Origin of the sequence: Vibrio sp. YQ_11 (assembly GCF_043103065.1) — a bacterium.
Lineage (GTDB): Bacteria > Pseudomonadota > Gammaproteobacteria > Enterobacterales > Vibrionaceae > Vibrio > Vibrio parahaemolyticus.
Genome location: NZ_JBICJM010000007.1, coordinates 56,923 through 72,819 on the forward strand (window position 1 = coordinate 56,923; position 15,897 = coordinate 72,819).

The 15,897-nt window shown below is 47.8% G+C and carries 10 protein-coding genes; 9 read left to right on the forward strand and 1 reads right to left on the reverse strand.

Annotated elements, in window-relative coordinates; genetic code table 11:
• Window positions 1-133 precede the first annotated feature (133 nt).
• The 8 genes from ACF8EG_RS05265 to tldD all read left to right on the forward strand — a co-directional run bounded on the left by ACF8EG_RS05265 (window position 134) and on the right by tldD (window position 10,954).
• The gene (locus ACF8EG_RS05265; protein ID WP_005381144.1) at window positions 134-1,177 is read left to right on the forward strand and encodes a rod shape-determining protein; all 1,044 of its coding nucleotides are present in this window, start codon (window positions 134-136) and stop codon (window positions 1,175-1,177) included.
• Between the two features lie 137 nt (window positions 1,178-1,314).
• Window positions 1,315-2,211 (forward strand): rod shape-determining protein MreC, encoded by an 897-nt coding sequence (mreC, locus tag ACF8EG_RS05270; RefSeq protein ID WP_005461822.1) that lies wholly within the window; start codon window positions 1,315-1,317, stop codon window positions 2,209-2,211.
• Window positions 2,201-2,689 carry a rod shape-determining protein MreD gene (mreD, locus tag ACF8EG_RS05275; protein ID WP_069507426.1) on the forward strand — a complete coding sequence of 163 codons (489 nt, stop codon included), beginning with the start codon at window positions 2,201-2,203 and terminating at the stop codon, window positions 2,687-2,689. Before mreC ends, mreD begins: the two co-directional genes overlap by 11 nt.
• Before the next feature lie 4 nt (window positions 2,690-2,693).
• Complete coding sequence (locus ACF8EG_RS05280) at window positions 2,694-3,263, forward strand: nucleoside triphosphate pyrophosphatase (RefSeq protein WP_005461824.1); 570 nt, start codon at window positions 2,694-2,696, stop codon at window positions 3,261-3,263.
• 18 nt (window positions 3,264-3,281) lie between these two features.
• Entirely contained in the window at window positions 3,282-4,751 is a 1,470-nt protein-coding gene (gene rng / locus ACF8EG_RS05285; protein WP_005461826.1) for a ribonuclease G, read from the forward strand.
• A gap of 11 nt (window positions 4,752-4,762) precedes the next feature.
• Entirely contained in the window at window positions 4,763-8,641 is a 3,879-nt protein-coding gene (locus tag ACF8EG_RS05290) for a YhdP family protein (protein WP_069507425.1), read from the forward strand.
• Window positions 8,642-8,675: 34 nt separating this feature from the next.
• Complete coding sequence (locus ACF8EG_RS05295) at window positions 8,676-9,497, forward strand: carbon-nitrogen hydrolase family protein (RefSeq protein WP_069507424.1); 822 nt, start codon at window positions 8,676-8,678, stop codon at window positions 9,495-9,497.
• Window positions 9,498-9,508: 11 nt separating this feature from the next.
• The gene (tldD, locus tag ACF8EG_RS05300) at window positions 9,509-10,954 is read left to right on the forward strand and encodes a metalloprotease TldD (protein WP_020835343.1); all 1,446 of its coding nucleotides are present in this window, start codon (window positions 9,509-9,511) and stop codon (window positions 10,952-10,954) included.
• 70 nt (window positions 10,955-11,024) lie between these two features.
• Here tldD and ACF8EG_RS05305 read toward each other — a convergent pair whose 3' ends face one another.
• Entirely contained in the window at window positions 11,025-12,401 is a 1,377-nt protein-coding gene (locus ACF8EG_RS05305; RefSeq protein WP_023585526.1) for a PhoH family protein, read from the reverse strand.
• Between the two features lie 557 nt (window positions 12,402-12,958).
• Between ACF8EG_RS05305 and rapA the strand changes: the two genes are divergently transcribed.
• Window positions 12,959-15,868 carry an RNA polymerase-associated protein RapA gene (gene rapA, locus ACF8EG_RS05310; RefSeq protein WP_015297323.1) on the forward strand — a complete coding sequence of 970 codons (2,910 nt, stop codon included), beginning with the start codon at window positions 12,959-12,961 and terminating at the stop codon, window positions 15,866-15,868.
• Window positions 15,869-15,897 lie beyond the last annotated feature (29 nt).

Sequence of the window (15,897 nt, forward strand, 5' to 3'; positions counted from 1 at the left end):
TTAAGTAAGGAAACTGCAAGAAATTGAGGCTTTCTGCTCATGTTTGTGTACCAATGCCTTGCTGTGACAGCGAGGCATTGGTACATTTAGGACAATTTTTGTCTTCTAAATTTTTGCAGGATGAGCGAAGAGTATGTTTAAGAAACTTCGTGGCATGTTTTCTAACGATCTATCTATCGATTTGGGTACTGCCAACACTCTAATTTACGTAAAGGGACAAGGTATTGTCCTTGATGAACCTTCTGTAGTTGCTATTCGTCAAGATCGTGTAGGTTCTGCAAAAAGCGTTGCTGCAGTCGGTCATGCAGCAAAACAAATGCTGGGTCGTACACCTGGTAACATTTCAGCTATCCGTCCAATGAAAGACGGCGTAATCGCTGACTTCTACGTAACCGAAAAAATGCTTCAACACTTCATCAAGCAAGTGCACGATAACAGCATCCTTAAGCCAAGCCCTCGCGTACTCGTTTGTGTTCCTTGTGGTTCTACTCAAGTTGAGCGCCGTGCGATCCGTGAATCAGCATTGGGTGCGGGCGCACGTGAAGTTTACCTAATTGACGAGCCAATGGCGGCGGCGATTGGTGCAGGTCTGCGTGTTTCTGAGCCAACAGGTTCGATGGTGGTCGATATCGGTGGTGGTACTACTGAAGTTGCCGTTATCTCTCTAAATGGTGTGGTTTACTCGTCTTCTGTACGTATCGGTGGTGACCGCTTTGATGAAGCCGTTATCAACTACGTGCGTCGTAACTACGGCAGTTTGATTGGTGAAGCTACGGCAGAAAAGATCAAGCACGAAATCGGTTCAGCTTACCCAGGTGATGAAGTTCAAGAGATTGAAGTTCGCGGCCGTAACCTTGCAGAAGGTGTGCCACGCAGCTTTAGCTTGAACTCAAACGAGATCCTAGAAGCGCTTCAAGAGCCGCTATCAGGCATCGTTTCTGCAGTCATGGTTGCGCTAGAGCAGTGTCCACCAGAGCTAGCTTCAGATATCTCTGAAAACGGCATGGTGCTAACCGGTGGTGGCGCACTACTGAAAGATCTTGATCGCCTACTTATGGAAGAAACGGGTATTCCGGTAGTTATCGCTGAAGATCCACTAACGTGTGTGGCACGTGGTGGTGGTAAAGCACTAGAAATGATCGACATGCACGGTGGCGATCTGTTCTCTGAAGAATAAAAATGTAGGTGAAGCTCATTACGGGCTTCACCTTCTTTTCTGCTCTCTCTGTAATTCAAACATGCTCCATATCTGAACGCGTTTCAGGTTGCCAAGTAAGGCTCAATAATCATGGAAGCAATCAGGTTAAAAACAAGATGAAACCGATTTTTGGCAGAGGCCCGTCTCTGCAATTACGTCTGTTTTTTGCTGTCATCGTGTCGGCGAGCTTGATGCTGGCTGATAGTCGTCTAGATACGTTTTCCAACGTTCGCTACCTACTCAACAGTATGGTTGCGCCAATTCAGTACGCCGCGAATATGCCTCGCAGCATGTTTGATGGTGTATTCGAACGTTTTAATACTCGTCAGGCATTAGTAGAAGGCAATCGCAACTTAAAGCGCGAAGTGCTTCGTCTAAAAAGCGAATTGATCTTGCTCGACCAATATAAAGAAGAGAACCAACGCTTGCGTAAGTTGCTTGGCTCGTCTTTTGTTCGTGATGAGAAGAAGGTCGTGACCGAAGTTATGGCGGTGGATACTTCTCCTTATCGTCATCAAGTGGTGATTGATAAAGGCCAAATTGACGGTGTGTACGTTGGTCAGCCCGTTATTAACGAAAAAGGTATTGTCGGTCAGGTTACGTTTGTTGCGGCGCACAATGCGCGCGTATTGCTACTGACAGATGCAAAAAATGCCATTCCAGTTCAGGTCATTCGTAATGACATTCGAGTGATTGCATCAGGTAATGGTGAAATGGATGAAATCCAACTGGAACACATTCCAACCAGTACAGATATTCAAGTCGGTGATTTACTTGTGACATCCGGTCTGGGAGGCATTTACCCTGAAGGCTACCCTGTGGCGACGGTCACGAATGTGGATCACGATACTCGTCAAGAGTTTGCATCGATCAAAGCCGAACCTGTGGTGGAGTTTGATCGTCTACGATACTTGCTGTTGATCTGGCCAAACGAAGATCGTCAGCACAAAGTACTGCAATCCAACGCGAATGACGGGTTAGAGCAAGAACAAGAGGTAACTAATGGCCAGTAATGTATTGCGTAGCAGAATGGTGATTGGTGTTAGTTTCTTCGTTGCGCTAGTACTGCAAACCATTCCTTGGCCAGGTGTATTGGACCTACTTCGTCCTTCATGGCTATTTTTGGTGGCGTGTTATTGGGTGCTGGCATTGCCGCATCGAGTGAACGTCGGCACGGCGTTAGTGTTGGGCTTATTGTGGGACATTCTCATTGGTTCAACGCTAGGAATTCGGGGCATGATGATGTCCATTGTCATCTACTTGGTGGCACTGAATTTCTTGCTAATTCGTAACATGGCATTGTGGCAACAGTCGATTTTAATTGCCTTTTTTACTGCGTTATTGGAAGTTTTGATATTCTGTGGGGAATATTTGAACCAGGACGTAGTATTTAATCCATTATCTCTGTGGACGGCGGCAATAAACTGTATACTTTGGCCATGGATGTTTTTATTAATGCGACGAGTTCGTCGCGCTTGGCACGTAAGGTAATGCGGTGAAAAAGAGCCTATCTCTCGTTCTCGCTTCGGGTTCTCCGAGAAGAAAAGAGCTGCTTGCTCAACTAGGCTATGACTTTGATATCGTATTACCGGACATCGAAGAAGCCAAACAGGCTGATGAGCAAGCACAAGATTACGTGCTGCGTCTTTCTTTGGAAAAAGCTCAGGCAGGCTTAGCGTTGGCTAAGCCTGATTCCGTTGTATTGGGCTCAGACACGGTCGTAGTATGCGATGACCGTGTGTTAGAGAAACCCAAAAGTTTTGAAGATTCAAAGCGTATGCTTACTGACTTATCCGGTCGTCGTCATCAAGTGATGACAGCGGTGAGCGTCGTATCATCGGAACAACAACACTCGGTGGTCGTCACCACTGACGTATGGTTCAAGCCACTGACTCACGAAGAAATCGAACAATATTGGCAGTCAGGAGAGCCATGCGATAAAGCTGGAAGTTATGGTATTCAGGGACTCGGAGGGCGATTTGTCACCCGAATCGAAGGCAGTTATCACGCTGTAGTAGGCTTACCTTTGTTCGAAACCGATCAGCTAATTCAAGAATTTTTATAATTGTTTTGAGGTGTGCACATGAGTGCAGAATTGCTGCTTAACGTGACCCCGAGTGAAACTCGTGTGGCCATGATTGAAGGTGGAGTACTACAAGAAATTCATATCGAGCGCGAATCTCGTCGCGGCATTGTGGGCAACATTTACAAAGGCAAAGTAAGCCGAGTACTGCCTGGCATGCAAGCGGCTTTCGTCGATATCGGTTTAGATAAAGCGGCGTTTTTACATGCGTCTGATATCGTTCCGCATACTGAATGTGTGGCAGAGAACGAGAAACAGCAGTTTCAAGTTCGTGACATTTCTGAATTGGTTCGCCAAGGTCAGGATATCGTCGTACAGGTAGTTAAAGATCCTCTTGGCACTAAAGGTGCGCGTTTAACTACTGACATCACACTTCCTTCCCGTTATCTCGTCTTTATGCCTGGCGCTAGCCACGTTGGTGTATCGCAACGTATTGAAAGCGAAAGCGAACGTGAGCGCCTTAAAAAAGTGGTGAATCACTACTGCGATGAGCACGGTGGTTTCATTATCCGCACGGCCGCAGAAGGGGCAGACGAGAAAGAACTCTCTCAAGATGCTGCGTTCCTAAAACGCTTATGGCTGAAAGTCATGGAGCGTCGTTCTAAGTACAAGACACGTTCAACGCTGTATGGCGAGCTTGGTCTTGCACAACGTATTTTGCGTGACTTCGTTGGAACGGAACTCGACAAGATTTTGGTCGATTCACGTTTAGAATATGAGAACCTCAAAGAGTTTACTTCTGAGTACGTGCCGGAGCTGACCGATAAGCTTGAGCTTTACGAAGGTGACAAGCCTATCTTTGATATGTACGACACTGAGAACGAAATTCAACGCTCTTTGGAGCGCAAAGTTGAGCTCAAGTCGGGTGGTTACTTAATCATCGATCAAACAGAGGCGATGACCACCATCGACATCAACACGGGTGCGTTTGTTGGTCGTCGTAACTTAGAAGAGACCATCTTTAATACCAATATTGAAGCGACTCAAGCCATTGCTCGCCAGTTACGTCTGCGTAACCTAGGTGGCATCATCATTATCGACTTTATCGATATGGCGTCAGAAGAGCATCGTCAGCGAGTACTAACTTCGTTAGAAGCTGCATTGTCGAAAGACCGCGTGAAAACCAACATCAATGGCTTTACGCAGTTAGGTCTGGTTGAAATGACGCGTAAGCGTACGCGCGAAAGTATTGAACATATTCTTTGTTCTGGTTGTCCTACTTGTGAAGGCCGTGGCACCGTGAAAACGGTTGAAACGGTGTGTTACGAGATTCTGCGCGAGATCACTCGTGTAAACCGAGCGTACGATGCCGACAACTTTGTCGTATACGCATCGCCATTTGTCGCAGAAGCGCTTTTGGGTGATGAGTCTCATGCGTTGGCAGAACTTGAAGTATTTATTGGTAAGCAAGTCCGTATTCAGGCTGAACCCCTGTACATTCAGGAACAGTTTGACGTCGTGATGATGTAATTGGAACATTTGTGAATTCTGGTTTTAACCGTTTTGGGCGTTTTTGCGCGTGGACGTTAGTCACTGTCTTGGTTTTTTTAGCCATTCTAGTGACCACTCTACGCGTCACATTGCCACAACTTAACCACTTCCAAGATGAGATCAAAACCTGGGTCAAACAAGGCACAGGTTTTGACTTTTCTATCTCCAGCGTTGCTGGTTCTTGGCGTAATAGCCATCCCTCTATCGCGTTACTCGGCTTAGAAGCTAACTTACCGAATAACCAAGAAGCTCGATTCGCCGTTGATGAAATTCAAATTGAATTCGATTTGATTCAATCATTACTTCAGTTTAAGCCCGTCGTGGCAGACTTAACCATTCATAACTTGGCATTAGATATTCGCACGGTCGATCTTCTACCTACGTCGAGTAATCAAGAGCCGACCACTGATGTTGATCAAAATGAAATTAAGCTGATTGATCAGCTGGACTCACTATTGCTGCGTCAGTTTGAAGACTTCACCATTACGAATTCACGCGTCTGGTACAAATCGGTATCGGGCGAAACTCGTCGACTCGATATTGAACAGCTTCGCTGGAGTAACCAAGGCAAACGTCACTTAGCGGAAGGCACAGTCAGTATTGCAGACGCTAGCCTGAACTCACTGTTAGTAAATGCTAACTTTAAAGACCATGGTTCGCTGCGTGATGTGTCTGGTGAGTTTTACGTGAGTGCGCAAGATGTCTCGGTAACGCCTTGGCTTACCACTTACATGCAAGAAGAGTCGGGGGCGGAGTCTGGCAAGGTCAGTTTGAATACCTGGCTGACTCTCAAACACAGCCAACCTAATTATGCGTACGTAGAGCTGCAACCGTCTGAGCTCGTATGGAATGAAAATGGCCGCCATGAACTGTTTATCGAATCGGGAGTGTTTAAGCTCTTGCCTGATAAGCAAGGTTGGAAAGTAAATGGTCACTCACTTCAAATTCGCACCGATGACAAATCCTGGCCTGAACTTGATGCGGCTTTTGATTGGCAACCAGATGGCTGGAAGCTCAACCTTTCTCAGCTCGACATTGAGGCGTTGATTCCACTCGTTAAGCTCGCGCCGGAATCGGAATCAACCAGTGACTTACTCAATAAATTAGCGCCGAAAGGTCGTGTTGAAGACATTCGTTTAGCCATGAATGGTGGCTTAGATACGTTGCGTTATTCGGCGGACCTCGATGAGTTAGCTATGACTCAATGGGAACTGCTGCCGGGCTTTCAGCATGTGCAAGGCAGCGTTGCGGGTGACTTGAAGCAAGCGAAAGCGAAAGTCATGGTCATTGATGATGTTTTCCCGTACGGGGATGTATTCCAAGCCCCATTGAACATCAAGCAAGGCGAAGTCGACATCATCTGGCAGCAAGATGAGACAGGTTGGCGTTTGTGGTCGGATAAAGTCACGGCTGCGACTCCGGACCTTCAAGTGTTGGGCGCATTTCGACTCGATTTCCCTAAAGAGCAAAGCCCATTCCTATCGTTTTATGCTGAGGCGGATCTCTACAACGCTGGTGAAACTTGGCGTTACTTGCCAACCTTGGCATTAGGCCAAGATCTGACGGATTACTTATCGACCGCCATTCAAGGCGGTAAAGTAAACACAGCCAAATTGCTATGGTATGGCGAGTTAGGAGATTTTCCTTACAAAGAGCACAACGGCATGTTTCAGGCATGGGTTGGCTTAAAAGACGCGAAATTCAGTTTTGATACTGCGTGGCCAACCATTACCGACTTGCAGCTTGATCTATTGTTTGAAAACGACGCCATGTATCTGGATTCCAAATCGGCGACGTTAAATGGCGTTCACGCTAAACGCATCACGGGGCGCATTCCGGAGTTGGCTGAAGATGGCCATATCGAAATTGAAGCTAAAGCCACAGCTCCGGGTAATGAAGTTCGTGACTACATGATGGCTACGCCGCTGGTTGACTCGGTTGGTGCCGCTTTGACGGCCTTGCAAGTTAGTGGCCCGGTATATTCCGAGTTCCAGCTCAACATTCCTTTTGATATGGAAAAAGACGCGCGAGCTTGGGGTTATGCGGATTTGAAAGACAACCGTGTTGATATTGATGCGCCGCCAATGACGCTAGAAAAAGCCACAGGCCGCATTCAGTTCGACAACGATGTGGTGACGACATCTGGCTTGTCAGCAGAGTTACTCTCGCAGCCTATTTCACTCGATTTCCACGGCGAAAGTGCGGACCAAGGCTACAACGTGACCATCAATACTTTAGGTGATTGGGATGTGGAGCCGCTCAAGCCTTATTTGGGTGAACGTTGGTTGAGCTTGGTTTCCGGTCATGCACCTTGGCAAATGGACATTGACTTGCAGCTCAACGATGTGGGTTTTACTTACCAAGTGGATGTGTTGGCGCAGCTCGGTCGATTAGCCAGTGAATACCCATACCCATTGACGAAAAAGGTCGGTGAAGCTGGTCAGGCGAAACTCCAAGCATCGGGGAATCAGGAGAGCATTTCGGCTCGTTTGCAAATCCCAAATGCGAAATATCAGACCGAAATTGATATCTCGGGCGATGTGCCAGTGTTAACCGCGACCAACTTAGTGTTAGGCAAAGGCGGTTTTAAAATTAGCCCTGTCGTTGGACACGATGCTTCGATTCGTCTAGATGAGTTAAACCTAGATAAGTGGGCGACGTTACTGGATACGCCAGAGAGTAAAGCGCAATCGGTGCTGGCAAACATGCAGACGCCTACGATTCCTTTACCAACGCGTATTGAAGTCGAAACGCCGAACTTGTTGCTGGGCGGCATTGAGTTTCACGATGTGGCATTGAACGCCAGTAAAAAGAACCTAAGTTGGCAGTTGGACGTGAGTAGCCAAGAGGTGAAAGGCAAAGCAACGTACCTCAAACCGTACGATTTATCGGTGTCTCTAGACCATCTGCATTTGTACTTGCCAGACTTTGAGGAAATGACCAAAGAGCGCAGTTCGATTTTCGCTAGTGAAGATCAGAATGCACCACTTATTACCAACTTTGACCGCAAGTTTCACGCAGAGATGCCAAACTTAACGTTGAACATCGACGATTTTTGGCTGCAAGGTTACAAGGTTGGCAAAGTGAATGTCGACTTACAGCGTCAAGATGATCGTTTGGAGTGGAAAAACATTACCTTCAGTAGCGGCAAAAACCGCATCGATATGAATGGTTGGTGGGAGCTGACCAAAGATCGTAGCCATTCCAATCTGACGTTAACAATGAAAGGCGATAACAACACGGATCTGATGGAGCGTTTTGGTATCACGTCTGGGATCCAGCAAGCGCCATTTGAGATCAACGCCAATATGAATTGGGATGGTGCGCCTTGGTCGATGAAGACACCAACCTTGCAGGGGAATGTCTCGACGGAGTTTGGCAAAGGAGTCGTGAGTGAAGTCAGCGGCGCGGCGCGTTTGCTTGGCTTATTTAGCTTGGACTCCATCATTCGTAAGATGCAGCTCGATTTTACCGACGTATTCGACAAAGGCATGGCGTTCAACTCCATCACGGGTACAGGCAAAATCCAAGATGGTGTGTTCATCACCAATGATATTGTGATGGATGCGCTAGCTGGTGAAATGCAAATTCGTGGTATTGCAAACATGACCAGCAGAATGGTGGATGCGGAAGTGAAGTTTACGCCGGATATTACGTCAGGGTTACCAATGTTGACGGCGTTTGCGGTGGCCCCTCAAACCGCTCTGTACGTGCTGGCGATTTCCACGGTGATTTCTCCTGTTGTAGAGGTGTTCACCCAAGTGAATTACGAGGTCAAAGGCCCGTTAGATTCACCAACCGTAAAAGAGATTTCACGTAGTAAAGGCGAATACAAGCTGCCAGAAAAACTGCGTGAGCAGGCTAAATAGATCGCCCGACTAAGTGGTAGAAGGAAGAGAACACATGGAACGTGTTGGCATCATTCAAATGACTTCGGGGCTTGATATTCAGGCGAATTTGGACTTTATTGACCAGCAATGTGCTTTGGCGGCCAATCAAGGAGTGAAGCTGGTGCTCACGCCGGAAAATGCGGTGTTGTTTGCCAGTCGAGAAGAGTACCATCAACATGCAGAGCCGTTAGGTAGCGGTGCTATTCAAGAGCGTTTAGCCAATATCGCGAAGAGTCATCAACAGACGCTTGTCGTTGGTAGCATGCCGATTCAAACCGCGCGTGGTGTGACAACGACGACGCTCGTTTTACCTCCTCACGGAAAGTGCATTGCCCATTATGACAAGCTGCATATGTTTGATGTCGATGTAGAAGATGGCCATGGCAGCTACCGAGAGTCAGATACTTTTACCGCGGGCAACCAAATTGTGGTGGCAGAAACGGATATCGGCAGCGTCGGCTTGAGCATTTGTTACGACGTTCGTTTCCCCGAACTGTACAAAGCACTGCGTTTAGCGGGGGCGGATATCATTGTTGTTCCCGCCGCGTTTACTGCGGTTACTGGGCAAGCTCACTGGGAAGTGTTGCTGCGAGCTCGAGCAATTGAAACGCAATGTTGGATTTTAGCCAGTGGACAAACGGGAACACACTCTTGCGGCCGTAAAACGTGGGGGCATTCAATGGTGATTGACCCCTGGGGACGCATTCACAAACAACTTCAAGACCAAGTGGGTTTGCTGGTGGCAGAGATAGATTTGTCACAAACCCAGCAAGTAAGGCAGAATATGCCGCTGACTCAACACAGTCGCTTTCAAAATGAATTGAGACGGAAATAAAAGAGCTAACTATGAGCACAAACCAAATAGAACAGGCACTCCTTGCCCCAAATGGTCTGACAGAGCAGGACATTGCTGACACGCTTGCCAGCATTGCTACGCGCCAGATCGATTATGCGGACATCTACTTTCAGTCCAGCTGGCACGAGTCTCTGGTTCTAGAAGACAGCATCATCAAAGATGGCTCTTTTAACATTGATTGTGGTGTCGGTGTGCGTGCAGTGACGGGCGAAAAAACCGGTTTCGCTTACTCAGATCAAATCAATCCGGAAGGTTTGAAGCAAAGTGCAATTGCGGCGCGAGGCATTGCGCAGCAGGGCCAAAATGGCAAAGTTCAAGCATTCAAACGTTCGGAAAATCAAGCTTACTATGATGCGGTTAACCCGCTAGCAAGCTGGGAAAAACAACAAAAAACCGAGTTACTGATGTCTTTGGATGCGTACATTCGCACTAAAGAGCCTCTGATCAAAGAAGTTTCTATCAGCATCAGTGGCGTGCACGAGCAAATGCTAGTTGCCGCTACAGATGGCACTTTCGCTGGTGATACTCGTCCTCTTGTTCGACTATCCATCAGTGTACTTGCACAGAAAGGTGACCGTCGCGAGCGTGGCAGTGCTGGTGGTGGTGGTCGTTTTGGCTACGATTTCTTCTTGTCTGAAACAGATGGTGTGAAGCAAGCCTTCCACTTCGCGGACGAAGCCATTCGTATGGCGTTAGTTAACCTAGAAGCAGAAGCTGCACCTGCAGGTATGATGCCAGTGGTTCTTGGTTCTGGTTGGCCGGGCGTACTGCTGCATGAAGCGGTAGGTCACGGTTTAGAAGGGGATTTCAACCGCAAAGAGTCGTCGGTATTCTCTGGCAAAATGGGTCAGCAAGTGACGTCATCGCTATGTACGATTGTGGATGATGGTACGCTGAAAGATCTACGTGGTTCACTCAATGTGGACGACGAAGGTGTGAATGGTCAGTACAACACGCTGATCGAAAATGGCGTATTGAAAGGCTACATGCAAGACAAGCTGAACGCGCGCCTAATGGGGGTAAACCCAACGGGTAACGGTCGCCGCGAATCTTACGCGCACTTACCGATGCCACGCATGACCAATACCTACATGCTGCCAGGTGAACACACACCAGAAGAAATCATCTCGACCGTGAAGAAAGGCATCTACGCGCCTAACTTCGGTGGTGGTCAGGTGGATATCACCTCAGGTAAGTTCGTGTTCTCTGCATCAGAAGCGTATTTGATTGAGGATGGTAAAGTGACTCGTCCCGTCAAAGGGGCAACTCTAATCGGTTCAGGCATTGAAGCGATGCAGCAAGTGTCGATGGTCGGTAACGACTTAAGCATCGATAAAGGTGTTGGCGTTTGTGGTAAAGCAGGGCAAAGCGTGCCAGTAGGCGTTGGTCAGCCAACGTTGAAGCTTGATTCACTGACTGTTGGTGGCACCGAGTAAATCACTCGAACCTTGATAAAAAGAGCGCTCATTGGAGCGCTCTTTTACTTTGTGCGTGAATCGACGTGGGTTAGAGGTTCTCTTCTGCAAACTCTGCCAAGCGGCTACGAACCACGCCGTTGAGGTGAATGTTCGCACTGCCTTCAAAGTTCTTGAAGCGTTCAACCATGTAGGTCAAACCTGACGTCACTGGGGTGAGGTAATGTGAGTCAATCTGCGCCAAGTTACCGGAGCAGACGATTTTGGTTCCTTCACCGCAGCGGGTAATGATGGTTTTGATTTGTGATGCTGTGAGGTTTTGACACTCATCAAGCAACACAAACGCATTTTGAATCGAACGGCCACGCATAAAGTTGATCGACTTAAACTGAATGTTGGCTTTATCGCAGATGTATTTCAACGAGCCTTCGGTGCAGTGATCGTGCTTATGCAGCGCCTCCAAAGTATCGGTTACCGCCGCCAACCAAGGCATCATTTTTTCCTCTTCTGAGCCTGGTAAGAAGCCAATCGACTCACCAATGTCTGGCGTGTTACGCGTGACGATGATTTTATCAAACATGCCTTTTTCAATAGTTTGCTCGAGCGCAGCTGCCATGGCCAATAGCGTTTTACCACTACCCGCCGCACCAGTGAGGATCACCAAATCAATGTCAGGGTCGAGTAGGGCATCGAGCGCCATGGCCTGATAAATGTTTTTTGGTGTGATGTCCCAAGCTCGGCGGTGCATCATGCGTTCTCGGCTTAGGTCGAGTAGGGTTAGCTTGTCTTCATTGATGGTTTCAACGCGGCCTGCAAAATCGCTATCTTCATCAATGACGTATTGGTTGATGAACGTTGGGTCAAAAGGCTCACGACTGAGTTTGTGATAAGTTCTGCCACCCAACGCGTAGCTTTCAACTTCATCAATGCCGCTCCAGAAATCGCCTTCTCGTTGCTGGAAGCCTTTAGTGAGGTATTGAATGTCGTCGATGAGTTGGTCGGTTCGGTAGTCTTCAACAAAGCGAACTCCGGCTCCTTTCGCGCGCAGACGCATGTTGATGTCTTTTGTGATAAGCACGACTTCTCGTGGTGCTCGTTTGTTTTGCAGATAAAGCACCGCGTTGAGAATACGGTTGTCACCGGCTTTGTCGGCGAAAGCTTTGACGGTTTCCTGCAATTCAAAATCCGCCAAAATGGAAATAGAGCCTTGGTCTGGTTTTTCTTTCGATACGGGAATGCCTTCTGAAATTTCATCTGGCGTTGCGTCTTTAAAGAGATCTTCCAAAGCGCGAATAGCTACGCGTGCGTCTCTTGCGACATCGCGTTTGCTGTCTTTAATTCGGTCGAGTTCTTCCAACACGGTCATGGGGATGACGACATCGTGTTCTTGGAAAGAGAAGATGGCGAAGGGTTCATGAAGAAGGATGTTGGTATCAAGTACAAACAGTTTCCGATCGGTATCGCCCATAGCGTCTCCTTGCCGCAGCGCGGCTTTGCTTGCGAGTGGTTAAGCCAAATTCAACATAAGAAATGACCTAACTCTGATTGCTTGCAATAGAGGTTATCGGGCTATCGTCGGTTAGTTAGCAACCGAGTAGCAAGACAACTTACTGCAAACCCGTGTTGATCCTAATCGTGTACTAATGCGCTCAAATTATATGCAATGTTTTTAAGCGCCCCTCATTAGAAGTATACGTAATATTTACTTCCAACAAGTTAATAATTGGCATGAGTTTTTTACAATTTGATTGCATTTGTAATTTGGGAAAAAAAGTTTCCGCTTGGTGCGGTTTCGGCGTGACCTAAATCACAGCTTCAAGTAAGATTAGCGACCTTTTTCTGCGCATAGGCTACGTCCGATTTATCATGTTGAGCTGACTTAAAAATGTTCAGTCCACACTCGCATGACGAGCTCAATGTGCATAGCAGAAGCCAGAATCAGATCTAAACTATTATCCATGCCCTCGGGTGTGAGTAGACCAACAAGAAATACGAATCAAGAACTAATAACGAGGTAGTCAATTCATGACATTTGCTTTGGGGCAGCGCTGGATTAGCGATACGGAAAGCGATTTAGGTTTAGGTACCGTAGTAGCAATGGATGCTCGTACTGTGACATTGATGTTTGCAGCGTCAGAGGAAAACCGAGTTTACGCACGTAACGATGCACCTGTTACCCGAGTAACGTTTAACGTCGGTGATGTCATCGATTGCCAAGAAGGTTGGTCTCTGAAAGTTGAAGAAGTACTGGAAGATGAAGGTCTGTACACCTATTTCGGTACTCGTGAAGACACGCAAGAAACCGCAGTTGTTCTGCGTGAGATTTTCCTTAGCAACCAAATTCGTTTCAACAAACCTCAAGATAAGTTGTACGCCGGTCAAATCGACCGCATGGACAACTTCGTTCTTCGTTACCGTGCGCTAACCAACCAGTTTGAACAGCACAAGAGCCCAATGCGTGGCTTGTGTGGTATGCGAGCAGGTTTGATCCCTCATCAGCTTTACATCGCGCACGAAGTCGGTCGCCGTCACGCGCCACGCGTTTTGTTGGCGGATGAAGTAGGGTTGGGTAAGACCATCGAAGCGGGCATGATCATCCACCAGCAAGTGCTGTCTGGTCGTGCTGAACGCATTTTGATTGTGGTGCCTGAAACACTGCAACACCAATGGCTAGTTGAGATGATGCGTCGTTTCAACCTGCATTTCTCTATCTTCGATGAAGAGCGTTGTATTGAAGCATTCGCGGACGCTGAAAACCCATTTGATACTCAGCAATACGTGCTGTGTTCACTCGATTTCCTACGTAAGAGCCGCAAGCGTTTTGAACAAGCGTTGGAAGGTGAGTGGGATCTGCTTGTCGTCGATGAAGCGCATCACCTTGAGTGGAGCCAAGACAAACCAAGCCGTGAATACCAAGTGGTAGAAGGCTTGGCTGAACGTACTCCGGGCGTGTTGCTACTGACGGCAACGCCAGAACAGCTTGGTCGTGAAAGCCACTTTGCTCGTCTACGTCTGCTGGATCCCGATCGTTTCTATGATTATGAAGCGTTCGTCGAGGAAGAAGAGCAATACGCGCCTGTAGCGGATGCGATTACTTCACTCTTCTCAGGCGAAAAGCTGCCTGATGAAGCGAAAAACCAGATCACTGAGCTGTTGTCTGAACAAGACGTAGAACCACTTTTCCGCATTATCGAAAGCAACAGCGATGAAGAGGCGAAAGCATCAGCTCGCCAAGAGCTAATCGATAACCTAATGGACCGTCACGGTACGGGGCGTGTTTTGTTCCGTAACACGCGTGCGGCAATCAAAGGTTTCCCAGCGCGTAATGTGCACCTTATGCCGATGGATATCCCACAGCAGTACACCACGTCAATGCGTGTGGCAGGGATGATTGGCGGTAAGATGAGTTCTGAAGCGCGTGCGATGAAGAACCTGTACCCGGAAGAAATTTTCCAAGAATTTGAAGGCGATGACGCAAGCTGGTGGCAGTTTGACTCACGTGTAAACTGGCTACTTGAAAAAGTAAAAGAGAAACGCGGCGAGAAAATTCTCGTGATTGCTTCTCGTGCGAGCACGGCATTGCAATTGGAGCAAGCGCTGCGTGAACGCGAAGGCATCCGTGCGACGGTCTTCCACGAAGGCATGTCAATTCTTGAGCGCGACAAAGCTGCGGCTTACTTTGCGCAAGAAGAAGGCGGTGCACAGGTTCTGATCTGTAGCGAAATCGGTTCTGAAGGTCGTAACTTCCAATTTGCCAACCAATTGGTGATGTTCGACTTGCCATTCAACCCAGACTTGCTTGAACAACGTATTGGTCGTTTGGACCGTATCGGTCAAAACCGCGATATCGACATTCATGTTCCTTACCTGAAAGGTACATCGCAAGCGATCCTTGCGCGTTGGTTCGATGAAGGTCTGAACGCCTTTGCAGAAACCTGCCCGACAGGTCGTGCGGTTTATGACAAGTACTCAGACGCTCTGATTGAGATTCTGGCGTCAGGAGATACTAGTACTCTGGATGAGATCATCGAAGAATCAGCGAAGCTGAACAAAGAATTGAAATCGCAACTAGAGCAAGGTCGTGACCGCTTGCTAGAAATGCACTCTAACGGCGGCGAAAAAGCTCAGCAAATCGTTGAGAAAATTGAATCAACTGATGGTGATACAAACCTAGTCACGTTTGCGCTTTCTCTGTTTGATACGATTGGTTTGAACCAAGACGACAAAGGCGAAAATGCACTGGTGGTGACGCCATCAGAGCACATGATGGTGCCAAGCTACCCTGGTTTGCCATACGAAGGTGCGACGATCACTTTTGATCGCGATACCGCGCTTTCTCGTGAAGACATGCACTTCATCAGTTGGGAACACCCAATGATCCAAGGTGGTATCGATCTTCTGATGAGTGAAGGTGTGGGTACTTCTGCTGTATCTCTGTTGAAAAACAAGGCGTTGCCAGTTGGTACGATTCTGCTTGAACTGATTTACGCGGTAGATGCGCAAGCACCAAAACGCAGCGGTATCACTCGTTTCTTACCGAAAACGCCAATCCGTCTGATGATGGACTCTCGCGGTAACGATCTATCGGCTCAAGTGGAGTTTGAAGGTTTCAACCGTCAACTTAGCCCAGTAAACCGTCATCTTGGTAGCAAGTTGGTGACGTCTGTGCAAAAAGACGTGCACCGGTTGATTGAAGCGGGTGATGTGCTGGTTGAAGAGAAAGTGGAAGCCGTTCGTAAGCAAGCGCAGCAAGATATGCAGCAAAGCTTGAATGCGGAGCTAGAGCGTTTACAAGCCTTGAAAGCGGTGAACCCAAACATTCGTGATGAAGAGATTGAAGCGATTGAAGCACAAATCAAAGAGCTGACTGGTTACATCAACCAAGCTCAAGTACAGCTCGATTCGCTCCGTCTGATCGTGGTGAGCCACAACTAATCGCATTAAACGCATTAAAAAGGTCTTCA

What these genes read in the sequence shown, in the direction of transcription:
- mreC (WP_005461822.1), top strand. Translation starts at nt 1,315, where the DNA reads ATGAAACCGATTTTTGGCAGAGGCCCGTCTCTGCAATTACGTCTGTTT.
- rapA (WP_015297323.1), top strand. Translation starts at nt 12,959, where the DNA reads ATGACATTTGCTTTGGGGCAGCGCTGGATTAGCGATACGGAAAGCGAT.
- ACF8EG_RS05305 (WP_023585526.1), bottom strand. Translation starts at nt 12,401, where the DNA reads ATGGGCGATACCGATCGGAAACTGTTTGTACTTGATACCAACATCCTT.
- tldD (WP_020835343.1), top strand. Translation starts at nt 9,509, where the DNA reads ATGAGCACAAACCAAATAGAACAGGCACTCCTTGCCCCAAATGGTCTG.
- ACF8EG_RS05265 (WP_005381144.1), top strand. Translation starts at nt 134, where the DNA reads ATGTTTAAGAAACTTCGTGGCATGTTTTCTAACGATCTATCTATCGAT.
- ACF8EG_RS05295 (WP_069507424.1), top strand. Translation starts at nt 8,676, where the DNA reads ATGGAACGTGTTGGCATCATTCAAATGACTTCGGGGCTTGATATTCAG.
- rng (WP_005461826.1), top strand. Translation starts at nt 3,282, where the DNA reads ATGAGTGCAGAATTGCTGCTTAACGTGACCCCGAGTGAAACTCGTGTG.
- mreD (WP_069507426.1), top strand. Translation starts at nt 2,201, where the DNA reads ATGGCCAGTAATGTATTGCGTAGCAGAATGGTGATTGGTGTTAGTTTC.